We start from the raw sequence: 17,824 nt of genomic DNA on the forward strand, positions 1-17,824 counted from the left end.
AGATCATCAGTTGCCGATGCTCACGTTGCTGTGAGCCGCGACGTTGGTGCCGGACACCTGGGAGTTGTAGAGACCGGTGGACACGTTCATGTTATTGATGCCACCGAACACTCCGGCCGCGACGGACACGTTGGCCGCACCGGTCGCCAGGCTGGCTGCGCCGCCGTTGCCACCGTTGCCGCCTGCTCCGCCATTGCCGGCGTAGGCATAGGCGTCACCGGTGGTGGCACTGCCACCGCCACCGCCACCGCCATTGCCGTTGCCGCCGTTCCCGGCGATGGCACCGGCATCTCCACCAGCACCCCCGGCGCCTGCCGTGGCGGTGCCACTGCCAGTGCCAGAGGCGCTGCCTGAGCCGGACCCTGCTCCACCGGTCCCGGAACTTGCGGTAGCGCCGGCACCTGAATCGGAGTCAGCCTCCTGCGAGCCACCGGAGGCCATGAAGCCACCGTCACCGGCATCGTCATTATCCGCAACGGCACCCGAGCTGGAGCCAGCGGCTGCACCAGCATCCCCACCCTGGCCGGAACCCAGGCCAAGACCGAGTCCCATGCCAGTGCCACCAGCATTGCCACCTGATGCATCGGTACCGGTCGAGGCACCAGCGCCACCACCGTCACCGCCGGAGCCAGTACCACCTTCACCACCAACACCGATGCCGACGTTGGCGGCAATGGAGCTACCTCCGGTGCCACCATCAGCACCAGCAGCGCCTCTAGCGCCATTGATGTTGATGCCGGAACCAATCACGGTGGAGCTCAACTCCTGGATGGAAACGACGCTGGTGGAGGTGTTGTAGGACTCGCTCATGGCCCAGGCGTCACCGCCACGGCCAGTGGAGCCTCCCATGCCACCAGCGCCAGACCCGGCAGCATAGCCACCGGTGCCGGCGCCACCGTTACCACCGGCACCACCGCCGCCACCGAAGAAGTCATCGGAGTCATCATCTCCGCCATTGGCACTGCCGCCGGTACCACCACCGGCAAGCCCAAGCCCGAAACCGGCGCCGCCATTGGCATTGCCACTGGAGCCGCCGGTAGCGGTGGCCGTCGAGGTCACATCCTGATCCACACCATCATCGGCAGCACCAACGCTCGGGTTGGCATGAGCCGTGGAGATGGCCATTACCATGGCCAGCAGAGGGGTACCCGCTACTACGAGATACTTTTTCATGATCATGTCTCCATTTGTTGTGTCTGCTGCAGCCTGCGAACTCGCGCCATCGTCCCTAACCGATTCCGGACCCTTGAATGACGCATCCTGCTCGCAGTCACCAACCCATGAGCATGATCCATGCCAGTTGAGAAACCGCTGGTTGTAATTGACTGTAAAAGAGGAAAATTTATAAATACCGGCCACTTCCCGATCAGGGAAGACATTGCCACGCCACTTTGTAACTGAACGGTTAGTGCTTCATTGATGAAACACCGAATCGACAAGAAAGCCTGAAGCACAGTGCATTCTCTTCAGAAACAAGCAACTAACGACAGCTCGTGAAGTGACTCGCCGGCGTTACAGTCAAGTATCGAAACAAACTCATCCGATAATTGGCCGACTGGCCAGAAACCTGCCGTCCAGTGACGAGACCCTCAACGTCTCGAGGCCGAAGATGATCTGGTAGACCATAGGGGCTCGTGCCGGCGGTCCAGTGTGGCTCAAATCGGGCTCGCTGTTCTCTCAAGCGCGTTGAGCGGTTCACACAGGACCACTGCGAGCCCAGGCCCGTCAGGGAGCCGCGCGAGCCGTTTCTTTCCCGTGCCACCGAATAGATCCTTGCCGCTGCGTATAGGGCGAACCACCGACTCGCCCTGACCCAGCAGCAGGATGATGCGGATACATAACACGTCGCGACCCCGCCGTCGGCAAGGTCTCGTGCGTGGGAACTGCACGACCTGCAGCGCAGCTCGATGTGGCACGAGAGCGTTGAGGTGAGCCTGACCTAACGTAAGGGTATCGCCGCGGAGGATAGGCGGGTCATCGGCGTGGGACTCAAGGCCAAGGTGTATACCGTGGGCAGCAGCCTCGAGTCTCACTGGTCCAGTGCCAAGACCAAGAGTGCGTGAAGCTACGCAACGGGCGGCCGGTTCGAGGGCGAAAGGGTGATGATATCGGCCGGAATTCCTGCCGACATCACCCCGGGACACTCCGCGATGTCAGCCGTGCGCCTTCCGGCCTTGGGCGAATGACCGCAACTAGCGCTTGAGGATGGACCCATCATCGTCATACAGGGGATAGCTGCCCTGCTCGTCATGATCCTCGGGGCCGACCAGGGCCGGCGTGAAGACGCAAAGCACGGTCATCCCCTTCTCGCTGCTGAGGACATGCTGCTGGTGCTTGTCCAGGGCATAGAGGACGCCCGGTTTCAGCTCCCACTTTCCACCCTCGGTCAGGTCTTCGATGCTACCCTCGCCTTCCAGGCAGAGCACCGTCTCCCGGTGGTTGCGATACCACATGCGCAGCTCGCATCCCGGCTTGATATAGGTCTCGTGGACGGAGTGGCCCATCCCGTCGGCGCGAAGCGTATAGCGACGGCTGATGAACTTCTCCTCGTTGATGGCACTGTCTTCGGCGTCCTCATGGGTTCGAACGATCATGTCCGCTCGCTCCTTGAACGATTAAAGTCGACTGATGACAAGCCCTCAGGCTTGCTGGGAGGGGTCCGGAATGGTCGGGAAACGGGGCGGATATGCCTCCATGAAGGCATGACAGACGCGTAGTACCCGAGTGTCATCGTACTTGCCACCCGCCAGCTGGAACCCCACCGGCAGCCCGGTATCGGTGAAGCCGCAGGGCACCGAGGCCGCGGGTTGCTGGCTGAGGTTGAAGGGATAGGAAAATGGCGCCCACTCCTCCCAGTCCTTCATTCCACTCCCGGGGGGAACCTCCTGGTTGACCTCGAACGGCGAAATAGACACGGTCGGCGTCATCAACAGGTGGTACTCCTGATTGAAATGCTCGAGACGTTCGGTGAGTCGCGCCCTTTCCACCAGCGACCGAAACAGATCCACGGCGCTCCATTGTTCGGCTTCACGCGCATTGGCCACCAGCCCGGGATCGAGCTTATCTCGCATACGATCATCGAGCTGTGACCACTGTTCCAGCGAGGCCGTGAACCAGAGCTTCTTGAAGATATCCAGGGGGGACTCGAAGCCGGGATGGATTTCCACCACCTCGGCTCCCAGGGTTTCCAACTTGCGCGCCGCCTCGGCCACCCGGTCGGCGACTTGCCTATCAACCTGGGCATAGCCGAGGTCCGGCGAGTAGGCGATACGCAGGCCATGCAATCCCAGGTCGAGGTCCTGCCCCCAGTTCTCCGGCTGGCCCCGCGTGGCATAGGGATCCCGGTAGTCATAGCGGCCGATGACATTGAGCATGCTGACGGCATCGCGCACGTTGCGGGTCAGGGGGCCGAGGTGCGAGAGGGTCGGCTCCTTGGCCGGAGGCCACTGCGGCGTCCACCCGAAGGTGGGCTTGAAGCCGAAGACCCCGGTGAAGGCCGCCGGAATCCGGATCGAGCCACCGGAGTCTCCTCCCTGATGGAGTACCCCCATGTTGAGCGCGGCAGCCACGGCGGCGCCCCCGGATGAGCCTCCAGGGGTCAACCGCGTATCCCAGGGGTTGTGGGTGGCGCCGAATACCCGATTGTCGGTGACTGCCTTCCACCCGAACTCGGGGGTGTTGGTCTTGCCAAGGATAACGGCCCCCGCTTCCCGCAACATCCGGGCGGGGGGAGCATCCTGCTCGCAGCGAGAATCCGGTACGGTCAACGACCCCTCGCGACACGGCATGCCGGCCACCTCGGTGAGGTCCTTCAGCGACACCGGCACGCCATCGATCGGGCTCAAGGGCCTGCCCTGCCCCCAGCGCCGAGCCGAGGCCATGGCGGCAGACTCTGCGCCTTCCTGATCCACGTGGACATAGGCATTCACCTGGTCATTGAAGCGCTCGATGCGCTCGAGGGCGGCCCGCGTGGCCTCCAGTGGCGAGGCTTCGCGTGACCTGAAGAGTGCCACGAGGCCTTGTGCATCCATCATGCCCAGATCCGTCTCGCTCATGCCGGTTTCCCTCCGATGGTCGCGGCGGTGACGATTTGCCCACCTTAGAGCAGGCCGAACCCCTGTTCCAAGCACAGCACGTACTTTTCACGGAACTCGCTGGAATAGGCGGGCTCACTGTGGGCCAGATGCCTATCCGGAAGTCGTCGACTTCGCATAACGTCCCTGACGAGGAGGGAGAGCCATGCTAACACCAGGCTCTCGCGTGGCTGATGGTCCTCATCCGGCTCGGCCGTTATGCTGGAGTTGGTGCACTGCAGCAGCCAACCGTGCCGAGGAGCGAAGATGAGCGAGAGACGACGGATCGACCTGGCCCTGCAGGGCGGGGGCGCCCACGGCGCCTTCACCTGGGGGGTGATGGACCGCCTGCTCGAGGACGAGCGCATCGAGATCGAGGGCATCAGCGGGACCAGTGCCGGCGCCATGAACGGCGTGGTGATGGCCGATGCCCTGACCCGCGGCGACGAATCCACCGCCCGCGTGGCCCTGCGTGACTTCTGGCGAGCGGTCAGCCGGGCGGGCATGGCGAGCCCCGTGCGCCGCACCCCGCTGGACGTGCTGACCGGGAACTGGAGCCTCGACTACTCCCCGGGCTACATCGCGCTGGACCTGATGAGCCGGCTGGTCTCTCCATATCATTTCAATCCCTTAAACTTCAATCCGTTGCGCGATATCGTCGCCGAACGGGTCGACTTCGAGCGGGTTCGAGCCTGCGAGGACCTCAAGCTCTTCGTCACCGCCACCAACGTGCGCAGCGGCAAGCAGCGGATCTTCTCCCGCGAGGAGATGAGCCTCGATGCGGTCATGGCCTCGGCCTGTCTGCCCACCGTCTTCCAGGCGGTGGAGATCGACGGCGAGGCCTACTGGGATGGCGGCTACATGGGCAATCCCTCGCTCTCGCCGTTGCTGCACGACTGCACGGCGGGGGACATCCTGGTGGTACAGATCACCCCCATGCATCGCCAGGAGCTACCGACCAGCGCCGCGGACATCCTGAACCGCCTCAACGAGATCACCTTCAATGCCGCCCTGATCAAGGAGGTGCGCACGATCGTGATGCTGCAGAAGCTGCTCGGCGAGCATGACATCGACATCGGCTGCTACGGGCAGGCCCGGCTCCACCACCTCAGCGGCGACGAGCCCCTGTCGCACCTCTCCGTCTCCAGCAAGCTCAACGCCGAGTGGGCCTTCCTCTGCCACCTGCATGAGCTGGGGCGCGAGACCACCGAGGCCTGGCTCGCGGAGCACTTCGACGACCTGGGCCAGCGCTCCACCCTAGACGTGGAACGCATCTTCCAGGAGGTCGAGGCGACTCGCTGAGTCAGCGTTGAGGGTCCACCGTAATATTGCATTGCAGCATGGACGGACACCGTCCATGCTCGGAACAGGAGGGCACCTCGCCGTCCCACAGATATCCAACCAGGCAGGGCCACAGCAAAGGAGGTGAGCGTCGCATCGAGCGGGACGACACCGCGGGGCTCCTGTCATATCGCTGACATCGAGCGCCGGCAGTGTCGACACTATGACGACAAGGAGAACTGCGCCGATGGTACGCATCGACAAGAAGGCCACCCGGCTCTACGTGCTGGACACCAATGTCCTGATCCACGACCCCGCCGCCCTCTACCAGTTCGACGAGCACGAAGTGGTCATTCCCATGACCGTGCTCGAGGAGCTCGACAAGCACAAGAACGGCATTCGCGAGATCGCCCGCACCGCCCGCCAGGTCAGCCGCACCCTGTCCGACCTCACCGCCAACGTCGATATCGACCAGATCCGCGACGGCATTCCCATCCCCCGCCTCACCGGCCCCGAGGGCCGACTGCGCCTGCTCTGCTACACCGACCTGAAAGCGCTGGATCCGCTGGAGGAGAGCCCCGACAACCGCCTGTTGGCCGAGACCTGCCGACTGCGCGACGAGCGACAGGACGCCTCGGTGATCCTGGTCACCAAGGACATCAACCTGCGGGTCAAGGCGGCCGCGCTGGGCGTCCCGGTGGAGGACTACCTCACCGATCGCGCCTTCGACGACAGCGACGCCATGATCGATGGCGCCCGCATCTACCCCGATGCCGGCCACGACGGCAGCGGGCTCTGGGACAGCCTGGCGGTGGACGTCAAGGTCGAGCGCCAGGAGCACAGGGTCGTCTACCGCCTGGCCGGCGACATCCCCCGGGAATGGCACCTCGGCATGCTTGTCTCCGACAGCGACAACGGTGCCAGCTTCGAGGCCATCGTGCGCGAGGTGGGGCCGAAACACGCCCACCTAGAGCTGCTCACCAACTACCGTCACGGCACCAGCGTCTGGGGGGTGCACGCCCACGACAGCCGACAGAATTTCACCCTCAACCTGCTGATGGATGACGACATCGACCTGGTGACCATCGCCGGCAGCGCGGGCACCGGCAAGACCTTCATGACTCTGGCCGCGGCCTTCCAGCAGACCCTGGACACCAAGCGTTTCGAGCGCATCGTCTTCACCCGAGCGCCGATATCCATGAGCGAGGATATCGGCTTCCTGCCGGGCACCGAGGAGGAGAAGATGTCGCCGTGGATGGGGGCCTTCCACGACAACATGGACAACCTGCTGCGCGACGAGCATGACGGCAGCAGCACCTGGAATCAGGACGCCACCCGCCAGCTGCTCGGCTCACGGGTGCAGATTCGCGCCCCCGGCTTCATGCGCGGGCGCACCCTGAACGACACCTTCCTGATCATCGACGAGGCACAGAACTTCACTCCCAAGCAGCTCAAGTCCCTGATCACCCGGGCCGGGCGCAACACCAAGATCGTCTGCCTGGGCAACGTCGGCCAGATCGACACACCGTACCTGACCGCCAACACCTGCGGCATGGCGGCGGTGGTCCAGCACTTCCGCGACTGGCCCCATGCCGGCCATGTGACCCTCAAGAGCGTGGAGCGCTCGCGTCTCGCACTGGCCGGCGAAGAACTGCTCTAGCAGACGTCTAAGGGCCGGTGCCTCACGCCCCGGCCCTTCGCTCCTTCCCGGCTTGCCTTGTGGCGTCAGGAGCCGCGGTTGACGGCCTTCTCGATCAGCGCCTCGCTCTCGCTGCCGGGGCCCTTCTTGAGGACGGTCTGGGCCTCGTGCCAGAGGCAGATGAAGCGGTGGCAGGAGGCGCAGTGCACCTGGTCATCGGGGTTCTTCACCTGGGAGACCCGCATCAGGTGGCTGCCGCAGCTCGGACAGGCGACCGGCAGGCGAAAGTCTTCCGACAGGGACATGGCAATGCTCCTCGTGTTGCGGTGTGGATGGTGCCCATCCTGCCGTTATCGAGCGCGATTCGCCAGCCGCCCGCCCCTCATCGCGGGGTATCCTCGCGGCTCCGGGGGTAGCCCGGCGATTCGGCCAGTCGGTTGCGTCCCTCATGCTTGGCCCGGTAGAGCGCCTGGTCGGCCTGGGAGAGTGCCAGATCCACGCTGCCCTCCGGTGGCAGCACCGCCAGCCCCAGGCTCACCGTGATCCGCAGCGTGGTGTCCGCCACCTCGAGCTCGATCGCCTCCACCGCGGCGCGCAGGCGGTCGAGCACCCCCCAGGCCTCCTCGGGCGAGCTGTCCACCAGCATGACGGCAAATTCCTCGCCGCCGATGCGGGCGAAGAGGTCATAGGGACGCAGGCTGTCACGACAAGTCATGGCGAAGGCCTGCAGGGCCAGGTCTCCGACGGCATGGCCATGGGTGTCGTTGAGGCGCTTGAAGTGGTCGATATCGAGCATCGCCAGGGGCACCGAGCGGCCCTGGCGGGCGGCATGGGCGCGGACCGCCTCGCCGAAGTCGAAGAAGGCCCGGCGATTGAGCGCCCCGGTGAGCATGTCGGTGCTGACCAGGCGCTGGGTGCGCTGCTCCTCCTGCTTGCGCGGGGTGATGTCGATCAGCAGGCCGTCCCACAGGGTGGTGCCGTCACGCCGGCGCGAGGGGCTGGCCCGGCCCTCGATCCAGCAGACGCCGTCGGCCGTCTCGAGGCGAAACTCCAGCCACCAGGGTTCCTGGCTCACCGCCGACTGGGCCAGGGAGGTGGTCAGGGCGGCCCGGTCCTCGGCCTGGATCCGCTCCAGCAGCGTATCGGCGCGCTCCATCACCGAGCGCGGTGACAGACCCGCCAGCGCGCGGAGCCCGTCGCCGAGATAGAGGAAGTCGAGCCCACCCCGGGCATCCTGGCGGAGCTGGAAGACCACCCCCGGGAGCCGCGACAGGGTCCCCTGGAGACGCTCCAGCAGGGCATGATCGTGCAGCGCCTTCTGACGCAATTCCGTGATGTCGTGGAGGGTCACCAGCAGCCGAAGAGGCTCACCCCGGCCCCCCTCAAGGGGCTGGAAGACACCATCCTGGTGGATCAGCCGGCCGTCGGCCCGGCGACACATCAGCACGCCCCGCCAGGGACGGCGGCGCGCGACACAGTGGGCGAGCGCATGGCTGATGTCGCCGTGCAGCGGGTCCACGTCCAGACAGGTGATGCGGCGACCGACCAGGGCATCGGCCGGATGACCGCTATGCTCCTCGAAGCCCGGATTGACGCGCAGGATGACGCCGTGGGCATCGGTGTGCACGACAACGCCCGGGAAGCAGTCCAGCAGCGCCTCGGCCAGCGGCGGCTGCTGCCCCCTGTGCAATCTCCATGTTCGCCACTTGTCCCTGATTATTGCCATGCCCCGCACCCTGGGGATCCCCGCATCGGTTTCGGAAGGGAGGCCTCCTGCCCCCATCCCCCTACCCTACCCCAGGATGGCAGATGGCACAGCGAAAACTGCCCACGTCCGACTAGAGTTTGAGCCGATCCGCCACGTAGTCGGCGTCCTTGTCGCCGCGGCCCGAGAGGTTGACCAGGATATGCTGGTCGGCCGGCAGCGCCGGCGCCACGCGCATGGCCCAGGCCACGGCGTGGGCACTCTCCAGCGCCGGGATGATGCCCTCGACCCGCGACAGTGTCAGGAAGGCCTCCAGGCACTCGTCGTCACTGGCGCTCTGGTAGTCCACCCGACCCAGCTCCTTGAGGTAGCTGTGCTGGGGCCCCACGCCCGGATAGTCGAGCCCCGAGGCGATGGAGTGCACCGGCATGGGGTTGCCTGCCTCGTCCTCCAGCACATAGCAGGCCATGCCGTGGATCTCACCGGGCCTGCCCAGGGTCAGGGTCGCCGAGTGGCGCTGGGTGTCGAGGCCCTCGCCGGCGGGCTCCACGCCCACCAGATGCACGCCCTCGTCCTCGAGGAAGGCGGTGAACATGCCGATGGCGTTGGAGCCGCCCCCGACGCAGGCGGCGACATGGTCCGGCAGGCGGCCGTGGCGCCCCAGGAACTGCTCGCGGGCCTCGCGACCGATGATCGACTGGAAGTCGCGCACCATCTTGGGGAAGGGGTGTGGCCCCACCACCGAGCCGATGGCGTAGATGAAGTGCTGCGGATCCTTAAGATACTCCTCGAAGGCGCTGTCCACGGCATCCTTGAGGGTCGCCGTGCCGCGGGTCACCGGAATCAGGGTGGCCCCCAGGATCTTCATCTTGGTGACGTTGGGATGCTCCTTCTCGATGTCCACCTGCCCCATGTGGATCTCGCAGGGGATGCCCACCAGGGCGCAGGCGGTGGCCAGGGCCACGCCGTGCTGGCCGGCGCCGGTCTCGGCGATCACCTTGGTCTTGCCCATGAACTTGGCCAGCAGCGCCTCGCCCAGGCAGTGATTGATCTTGTGAGCGCCGGTGTGGTTGAGGTCCTCCCGCTTGAGGTGGATCTGGGCGCCGCCCAGCTGCTCGGAGAGCCGCCGGGCTTGGAAGATCGGGCTGTGCCGGCCCACATAGTCGGCGAAGAGGCCATCCAGCTCGGTGCGGAAATCCTCGCGGACGCGGATCTCCTCGTAGGCGGCGTCGATCTCGTCCATCACCGCCTTGAGCTCGGGCGGGATCAGCTGGCCGCCGAAACGGCCGAAGTAGCCCTGGGCATCGGGGAGGTTGGCGAAGGGGGAAGTGCTCATGGTCTCGGTCCTGACGGCATGCGGAATAACGACAGGCCATCCTGCCCCGCCCTACCGACGCTGTCGAGGCGACCTTCGCCGAAGCCTCAGGCCGCCATCCAGAGCCCGAGGTTGAGCAGTGCCAGGCTGCCCAGCAGCAGGGCGACGTTGAGGCCCAGCCACGGCAGCAGCGGCGCGGGGTCGCCGGGCGACACCTCGGCGGGCAGGCGCCAGAGCCCCACCGCCAGTCGCAGCGCCGCGGGGGCGGCCAGCCACATCAGCATGGCCCGGCCGGGCAGCCAGCCACCCAGCCAGGCCAGCGGGACCACCACGAAGGCGGCGAGCACCAGGAGCGCCACCAGGCGCGCCGCGCGCTTCGGCCCCAGCACGATGGCCAGGTGGTGGCGCCCGGCCCGGCGGTCAGGCTCGATATCCGGCAGCTGGTTGGCCAGCAGCAGCGCACTGACCATCAGCGTCGGCACCAGCGAGGCGGCCAGCGCCGTGGCGGAAAAGGCCCCGGTGAGCGCCTGGTTCGCGCCCACCACCATCAGGGTGCCGAAGCCGATTCCCGGCGCCGCCAGGCAGAGCCAGGGGCGACGGGTCAGCCAGCCGGTATAGGCCACCACCAGCGCCATGCCGAGCAGCCCGTAGAGCAGCATGAGCGGACCCGAACGCCACAGGCACCAGGCGCCGATCGCCACCACCCCGGCCAGGCAGGCGAAGGCGGCGCGCCGCACTGCCTCCGCCACCGCGGGGTGCCGGGGCAGCGAGCCGCTGCCACCCGAGAAGGGCGTGCGAACGGTGGTGGCATCCAGGCCGCTGACGAAGTCGTGATGCTCGTTGAAGAGGTTCACCGCGGCGTGGGCCAGCAGGGCGGCGAGCAGTACCAGCAGGATCGCGTGCCCTTCCGGGGCGTGGCCATCCTGCCAGGCGGTGGTCACCGCCAGACCCGCACAGAGCGGCGAGAGCACCAGGAAGTTCGGGCGCGCACTGCGCCAGCAGGCGAGCAGCCCGGCGGTCGGGGACGTGGTGGCCGTCATGGCGCACTCGCGGTCAAGGGGCGGGCGACCCGCTTCAGCGGGTGAGCCGCTCAGCGAGCCAGCGCCCGATATCACCGATCTGCTGCGGACAGAGCGCGTGGGCCATGGGATAGCGGCGATAATGCGCCGGATAGCCCAGCGATTCGACCTTCTGGTAGCCCGCCTTGCCCAGCGACTCGGGGACCACCGGATCGAAGCTGCCGTGATGCACCTCGATGGGCAGGCCACGGTTGGCCTCGGAGAGCGTGATGCTGTCGGCCGTGGCGAAGTAGGTAGAGAGGGCCAGCAGGCCACCCAGCGGTGCCTCGAAGGAGAGGGCCGCCTGGTAGGCCACCGCCCCGCCCTGGGAGAAGCCCGCCAGGATGATGCGACGGCTGTCGATGCCGTGCTCGATCTGTTCCCGCACCAAGGCCTGGATGCGCTCGGCGGAGGTCATCAGCTGGGGCTCGTCGATCTGGCGGTCGAGGCTCATCTCCTTGATGTCGTACCAGGCCGGCATGACCATGCCGCCGTTGATGGTCACCGGCAGGCGTGGCGCATGGGGCAGGATGAAGCGCACGCCGGCATCGTCGGGCAGGGGCAGCGCCGGCACCAGCGGTTCGAAGTCATGGCCGTCGGCGCCCAGGCCATGGAGGATGAAGACGCAGGCGTCCGCGGGCTTGCCGTTTCTCGGCTCGATGATCAGTTCGCCGGGGTGATTCATGGGATCGTCTCCAGGGCCGCTCAGGGGATCGGTCAAAGGTCGATACCCTACCGCAAACGCCGCCCGGCGGCGACCGCGCTCAGAAGGGCCAGATCAGCGGGATCAGCGCCAGGGCCACCGCGGCGGTCAGCAGGTTCAGGAGCCCGCCGAGGCGCAGGAAGTCACCGAAGCGGTAGCCACCGGGGCCGAAGACCATCAGGTTGGTCTGGTAGCCGATGGGCGTCAGAAAGCTGGCCGAGGCGGCGAACATCACCACGACCACATAGGGCATGGGGCTCACGCCAAGGTTCTCGGCGCTGGCCATGACCACCGGGAAGGTGATCACCGCGGCAGCGTTGTTGGTGACCAGGGAGGTCAGCAGGGTCACCAGCACATAGACCGCGACCAGCAGCAGCCAGGGATTGCCGTCGGCGAGCCCCAGGGCCAGGTCGGCCAGGCTGGCCGCTGCCCCCGAGCTTTCCAGCGCCGCACCGAGCCCGAAGGAGGCGGCGATGGTCAGCAGCACCTGGGTATCCAGCCCCCGCTTGGCCGCCCCCACCGTGCAGCAGCCGGTACCCAGCGCCAGGGCCGCGCCCAGCATGGCGGCGTTCATCATGCTCATCACGCCCAGGGTCGCCAGCAGCACCACGCCGGCCAGGATGCCCCAGGCCAGCCCGGCCTTCTCGTGGACCGGGCGGGCCGAGCCGTTGACCTTGCTGATCAGCAGGAAGTCGCGCGACTGGCGATGCCGCTCGATGAAGGGCGGGCGCGCCTCCAGCAGCAGGACGTCGGCGGGCTGCAGGCGGATCTGGCCGAGGTTGCCGGCGACCCGCTCGCCGCCGCGGCACACCGCCAGCACGGCGGCACCATAGAGGGTCCGGAAGTGGCCGTCGCGAATGCGCCGGCCGATGAACTGGCACTGGTCGGAGACCACCGCCTCCACCAGGCGGCGCTCCTTGAAGTCCTTCTCGAGGCTCGACGCGCCCTGCCGGGTCGGCACCAGGCCGCGGATCTGCTGCAGTTCCACGGCCCCCTCGCTGGTGCCGGCGAACACCAGCCGGTCGCCACCCTTGAGTCGCTCGCCCGGCCCCACCACGCTGACGATGTTGCCCTCACGCTCGATCTCCACCAGGAACAGCTCCTGGAGGTGGCGCAACCCGGCCTCCTCCACCGTGCGATCGACCAGCGGGCCGCCGGCGTCCACCTCCATCTCGATGGTGAACTCGCGGGGGTTCTCGAAGGCCGCCTCCGCCCCGCGCCTTGCCGGCAGCAGCCGCGGCCCCAGCAGGACCAGGTAGGCCAGGCCCACCACCGCCACCGGCACGCCCACCCAGGCGATGTCGAATAGCCCCATGGCCAGGGACGGGTCGCGATCGATCAGCAGGCCATGCACGACCAGGTTGGTGCTGGTGCCGAACAGGGTGATGGTGCCGCCGAGGATCGAGGCGAAGCTGAGCGGCATCAGCAGGCGATGCGCCGGCACGGAGACGCGCCGGCTCCAGCTCAGCACGGCCGGAATGAAGGTCGCCACCACGGGAGTGTTGTTGAGAAAGCCGCTCAACGAGGCCACCGGCAGCAGCAGGCGTACCAAGGCTCGCCGCTCGCTGCGGGGGCGCCCCAGCACATGGCGGATGATCAGGTCGATGCCGCCGGTCTCACGAATGCTGGTGACCAGCACATACATGAAGGCCACGGTAAACAGGCCCGTGCTGGAGAAGCCCGCCAGCGCCTGGCCGGGGTCGATCACCCCCAGGGTCAGCAGCAGGATCACCGCACCGAGCAGCACGATGTCGGGACCCACGCGCGAGAAGGCCATCAGCGGGAAGACGGCGGTGACGACGGCGAGAGAGAGCCAGGCATCCAGCGGCATGGAGAGGTCCGGTGACAAAGGGGAAAGAGCCCATTGTGACCGCCGCCAGTTATTCTAAAAAGTTATTTTTAGAAATCTTACTATACTTAATTGGAATATTAGAGCCAGTGGCCCCACAACGAGAAAGGCCCGCTTTCGCGGGCCTTTCTCACCTGCCGTGCGGCAGTCACATCTAAGTCGGTCGACGTTCAGCCGATGACCTGGATGTTGGAAGCCTGGAGGCCTTTCTTGCCCTGGGTGACGTCGAAGGAAACCTTCTGGCCGTCCTGCAGGGACTTGAAGCCTTCTGCCTTGATCTCGGAGAAGTGAGCGAACAGGTCGTCACCGTTGTCGTCCGGAGAAATGAAGCCGAAGCCCTTGGTGTCGTTGAACCACTTGACGGTACCGGTAGCCATTATCGAATTCCTCGAATAGCGTTAGATTGTGCCGGGAAATACCCGAGTTGCAGTGGGTAAAACAAGAAACTTTCACCGGGAAATCGACGCCATGAGCTTTCGATGACCACCTGCGATGTTCCACTTGCTAACCAACTGCGGGCATAGTGCGCCGTTGCCGGGCGCAGGTCAAACACTATTTGCCGTGGATGACAGGAATATTGCCGCCCATGTGACCGCCCACCAGAAAGCGCCTGGACACGCCCGACCCGGCAGGCCGGATCACCGCTACGTCCGAGCGCATCACCCTGGCGCCATCGACGGCAAGGGAACCCGCATCGGCAACACCTGCGCCGTCACGACAATGGCAGGCCAAGGCCTGCCATTGTCGTGACACGAGAGGGAAAGCGCCCGTTACGCTCCGCCGAGGATCCAGCCCGCGGCCTTCTCGGCGATCATCAGCGTCGGCGAGTTGGTATTGCCGCTGGTAATGGTAGGCATGACGCCTGCATCCACCACGCGCAGCCCCGCCACCCCGCGCACCCGCAGGCGAGCGTCCACCACCGCCATGGGGTCGTCGTCGCGCCCCATCCGGGTGGTGCCCACCGGGTGGAAGATGGTGGTGCCGATATCCCCCGCCAGGCGGGCCAGGTCGTCGTCGCTCTGGTACTCGAGGCCAGGCTTGACCTCCTCGGGCGAATACCTCGCGAAGGCCGGCTGCTCGGCGATGCGCCGCGTGACCCGCAGCGAGTCGGCCGCCACCTTGCGATCCTCGGGGGTGCTCAGGTAGTTGGGGGCGATGGCCGGGGCCTGGCGCGGGTCGGCGCTCTTGATGCGCACCGTGCCGCGGCTGGTCGGGTTGAGGTTGCACACGCTCGCCGTGATCGCGGGGAAGTCGTGCAGCGGCTGGCCGAAGGCCTCCAGGCTCAGCGGCTGGACGTGGTACTCGATATTGGGGTGCGCGTACTCGTCGGAGCTGCGCGTGAAGGCACACAGCTGCGAGGGCGCCATGCTCATGGGACCTGAGCGCTTGAGCAGGTACTCGAGCCCGATGCCCGCCTTGCCGACCAGCGAGTTGGCCATGGTGTTGAGGGTCCTGGCGCCCTTCACCCGATACACCGAACGGATCTGCAGGTGGTCCTGGAGGTTCTCGCCGACCCCCGGCAGGTCATGGACCACCGGGATGTCGTGCTCGCGCAGCAGGTCGCCCGGGCCGATGCCGGAGAGCTGCAGCAGCTGGGGCGAGCCGATGGCGCCGGCGGAGAGGATCACCTCGCGACCGGCCTGTACCGTGATCGCCTTCCCGCCGCGCTCGACGCGCACGCCGGTGCAACGCGGCTGGCCGCCCCCGGCCTCGCCTCCTCGCCCCAGCTCGAGCCCCAGCACCTGGGTGGAGTGCCACAGGGTCAGATTGTCGCGCTTCTCGGCCCCGCGCAGGAAGGCCTTGGAGGTGTTCCAGCGCCAGCCCGAACGCTGGTTGACCTCGAAGTAGTCGACCCCCTCGTTGTCGCCGCGGTTGAAGTCGCGGGTCCGTGGGATGCCGGCCTCCACGGCCGCGGTGGCGAAGTCGTCGAGCACCTGCCACTTGAGGCGCTGCTTCTCCACCCGCCACTCGCCGCCGTGGCCATGGTAGTCGCGGTGGGCAGCATCGGCATCGCCGCCGGCATCCAGGCGATGGTGGTCCTCGTGCTTCATGAAGTCGGGCAGGCAGTTCTCCCAGCGCCAGGCGTCGTCGCCGGTGGCCTCGGCCCAGCCGTCGTAGTCGCGCGACTGGCCGCGGATATAGAGCATGCCGTTGATGCTGGAGCAGCCGCCCAGGGTCTTGCCGCGGGGATAGATCAGCGACCGGCCGTTGAGGCCGGGGTCGGCCTCGGTGCGGAAGCACCAGTCGGTGCGCGGGTTGTTGATGCAGTAGAGGTAACCCACCGGGATATGGATCCAGTGGTAGTTGTCGCGACCGCCCGCCTCGATCAGCAGCACCCGGTTGGCCGGGTCGGCGCTCAGGCGGTTGGCCAGCAGGCAGCCGGCGGTGCCGGCGCCCACCACGATATAGTCGAATTCTTGTTCAGCCATGGCGTGCACTCAAGTCGCAATAGGCTCGAGACTTCCCCGTCGACAGCGCCCCCTCGCAACGCTGTCGACGGCGCCTCTCGCCCGCGCGATGGTAGTCAGTCTTATTTATGCGTCGGCATGGCGAACTCGGAGCCACCATGTATGGAGTCCGACCAGCGCTGCATGATCGACTTCTGCTTGGTGTAGAAGCGCACGCCCTCCTCGCCGTAGGCGTGGGTGTCGCCGAACAGCGAGCGCTTCCAGCCACCGAAGCCGTGCCAGGCCATGGGCACCGGGATCGGCACGTTGATCCCCACCATGCCGACCTGGATGCGACGCCCGAACTCGCGGGCCACGCTGCCGCTCTCGGTGAAGCAGCTCACGCCGTTGCCGAACTCGTGGTCGTTGATCAGCTGGATGGCGGTGGCGATGTCGGGCACCCGCACGCAGGCCAGCACCGGGCCGAAGATCTCCTCCTTGTAGATGGTCATCTCCGGGGTGACGTGGTCGAACAGCGAGCCGCCCATCCAGAAGCCCTCGGCGCAATCGTCGCCGGTACCGCTGGCATCGAAGTCACGGCCGTCGACGACCAGCTCGGCCCCCTCGCTCACACCCTTTTCGATATAGCCGGTGATGCGCTGGTGAGCCTGGGCGGTGACGATGGGCCCCATCTCGGCATCCAGCTCCAGGCCGTTCTTGACATTCAGGCTGCGCGCCCGCTCGGCCAGGCGCGGCACCAGCTCGTCGGCCACGTCGCCCACCAGCACCGCCACGCTGATCGCCATGCAGCGCTCGCCGGCACTGCCGTAGGCGGCGCCGATCAGCGCATCCACGGCCTTGTCGAGGTCGGCATCGGGCATCACCACCATGTGGTTCTTGGCGCCGCCCAGGGCCTGGACGCGCTTGCCGTGGCGGGCACCCCGCTCGTAGATCAGGTTGGCGATCGGCGTGGAGCCGACGAAGGAGAGCGCCTTGACATCGGGGTGGTCGAGGAGCGCCTCGACGCTCTCCTTGTCGCCCTGCACCACGTTGAAGACACCATCCGGCAGCCCCGCCTGCTTGAGCAGGTCGGCAATCAGCAGCGAGGCGCTGGGGTCCAAGGGGCTCGGCTTGAGGATGAAGCTGTTGCCGCAGGCGATGGCCACCGGGAACATCCACATCGGCACCATGGCCGGGAAGTTGAAAGGGGTGACGCCGGCGACCACGCCCAGCGGCTGGCGCAGGGTCCAGTTGTCGATGCCGGTGCTGACCTGCTCGGTATAGTCGCCCTTGAGCAGCTGCGGGATGCCGCAGGCGAACTCGACGATGTCGATGCCGCGCGCCACTTCTCCCTGGGCATCGGTGAACACCTTGCCATGCTCCAGGGTGATCGCCCGCGCCAGCTCATCCTTGTGCTCGTTGAGCAGTTGGAGGAACTTGAACATCACCCGGGCGCGGCGGATCGGCGGGGTATCGGCCCAGGCCGGGAAGGCGGCCTGGGCGGCGTCCACGGCCGTGGCCACATCGGCCTGGGAGGCCAGGGCCACCTGGCCGGTCACCTGGCCGGTGGCCGGGTTGGTCACGGCCTGGTGCTGGCCGGACTCGCCTGCTGACATTTGCCCGTTGATATAATGCTGGATGCTGGCGGTGCTCATGGCGGCCTCGTCTCGTCGTTGTCGGAATCGGGGAGGGACGTCCGTTGTCGGGGATGGGGAGTGACCGAAGTAACCCATTGGCACCTAGACTAGTCCGATCGTCCCCAGGATCAATTGAGTAATTCAAAACCAGCGTATAAGTTTGGCTGATATCACTCC

At 66.5% G+C, this 17,824-nt stretch carries 14 protein-coding genes; 2 read left to right on the forward strand and 12 right to left on the reverse strand.

Annotated elements, in window-relative coordinates; translation table 11 throughout:
• Positions 1-6 precede the first annotated feature (6 nt).
• The 3 genes from DFP85_RS18875 to DFP85_RS05850 form a co-directional block, all read right to left on the reverse strand.
• The gene (locus DFP85_RS18875; RefSeq protein WP_166644603.1) at positions 7-1,173 is read right to left on the reverse strand and encodes a hypothetical protein; all 1,167 of its coding nucleotides are present in this window, start codon (positions 1,171-1,173) and stop codon (positions 7-9) included.
• Between the two features lie 1,019 nt (positions 1,174-2,192).
• Entirely contained in the window at positions 2,193-2,594 is a 402-nt protein-coding gene (locus tag DFP85_RS05845; protein WP_133635365.1) for an ectoine synthase, read from the reverse strand.
• A 45-nt stretch (positions 2,595-2,639) separates the two neighbouring features.
• Entirely contained in the window at positions 2,640-4,055 is a 1,416-nt protein-coding gene (locus DFP85_RS05850; protein WP_133635366.1) for an amidase, read from the reverse strand.
• 285 nt (positions 4,056-4,340) lie between these two features.
• On the opposite strand from DFP85_RS05850, the gene DFP85_RS05855 reads away from it, so the two are divergent.
• Positions 4,341-5,375, forward strand: a complete 1,035-nt coding sequence (locus tag DFP85_RS05855; RefSeq protein ID WP_133635367.1) for a patatin-like phospholipase family protein — start codon at positions 4,341-4,343, stop codon at positions 5,373-5,375.
• A 226-nt stretch (positions 5,376-5,601) separates the two neighbouring features.
• Positions 5,602-7,014 carry a PhoH family protein gene (locus DFP85_RS05860; RefSeq protein ID WP_133635368.1) on the forward strand — a complete coding sequence of 471 codons (1,413 nt, stop codon included), beginning with the start codon at positions 5,602-5,604 and terminating at the stop codon, positions 7,012-7,014.
• Positions 7,015-7,079: 65 nt separating this feature from the next.
• Here DFP85_RS05860 and DFP85_RS05865 read toward each other — a convergent pair whose 3' ends face one another.
• The 9 genes from DFP85_RS05865 to DFP85_RS05905 form a co-directional block, all read right to left on the reverse strand.
• Complete coding sequence (locus tag DFP85_RS05865) at positions 7,080-7,298, reverse strand: hypothetical protein (RefSeq protein ID WP_133635369.1); 219 nt, start codon at positions 7,296-7,298, stop codon at positions 7,080-7,082.
• A gap of 77 nt (positions 7,299-7,375) precedes the next feature.
• A complete protein-coding gene (locus tag DFP85_RS05870; protein WP_166644604.1) occupies positions 7,376-8,683 on the reverse strand; it encodes a sensor domain-containing diguanylate cyclase in 1,308 nt (435 codons plus the stop codon).
• Between the two features lie 148 nt (positions 8,684-8,831).
• Positions 8,832-10,034 carry a tryptophan synthase subunit beta gene (trpB, locus tag DFP85_RS05875; protein WP_133635371.1) on the reverse strand — a complete coding sequence of 401 codons (1,203 nt, stop codon included), beginning with the start codon at positions 10,032-10,034 and terminating at the stop codon, positions 8,832-8,834.
• A gap of 86 nt (positions 10,035-10,120) precedes the next feature.
• Complete coding sequence (locus DFP85_RS05880) at positions 10,121-11,053, reverse strand: prenyltransferase (RefSeq protein ID WP_133635372.1); 933 nt, start codon at positions 11,051-11,053, stop codon at positions 10,121-10,123.
• 34 nt (positions 11,054-11,087) lie between these two features.
• A complete protein-coding gene (locus tag DFP85_RS05885) occupies positions 11,088-11,756 on the reverse strand; it encodes an alpha/beta hydrolase (protein ID WP_133635373.1) in 669 nt (222 codons plus the stop codon).
• Between the two features lie 79 nt (positions 11,757-11,835).
• Positions 11,836-13,605 carry an SLC13 family permease gene (locus tag DFP85_RS05890; RefSeq protein WP_133635374.1) on the reverse strand — a complete coding sequence of 590 codons (1,770 nt, stop codon included), beginning with the start codon at positions 13,603-13,605 and terminating at the stop codon, positions 11,836-11,838.
• Positions 13,606-13,793: 188 nt separating this feature from the next.
• A complete protein-coding gene (locus DFP85_RS05895) occupies positions 13,794-14,000 on the reverse strand; it encodes a cold-shock protein (protein ID WP_040185674.1) in 207 nt (68 codons plus the stop codon).
• Between the two features lie 393 nt (positions 14,001-14,393).
• Entirely contained in the window at positions 14,394-16,052 is a 1,659-nt protein-coding gene (locus DFP85_RS05900; RefSeq protein WP_133635375.1) for a GMC family oxidoreductase, read from the reverse strand.
• A 101-nt stretch (positions 16,053-16,153) separates the two neighbouring features.
• The gene (locus DFP85_RS05905; RefSeq protein ID WP_133635376.1) at positions 16,154-17,665 is read right to left on the reverse strand and encodes a CoA-acylating methylmalonate-semialdehyde dehydrogenase; all 1,512 of its coding nucleotides are present in this window, start codon (positions 17,663-17,665) and stop codon (positions 16,154-16,156) included.
• Between the last annotated feature and the right edge of the window lie 159 nt (positions 17,666-17,824).

The sequence above is a fragment of the Halomonas ventosae genome, assembly GCF_004363555.1.
GTDB lineage: Bacteria > Pseudomonadota > Gammaproteobacteria > Pseudomonadales > Halomonadaceae > Halomonas > Halomonas ventosae.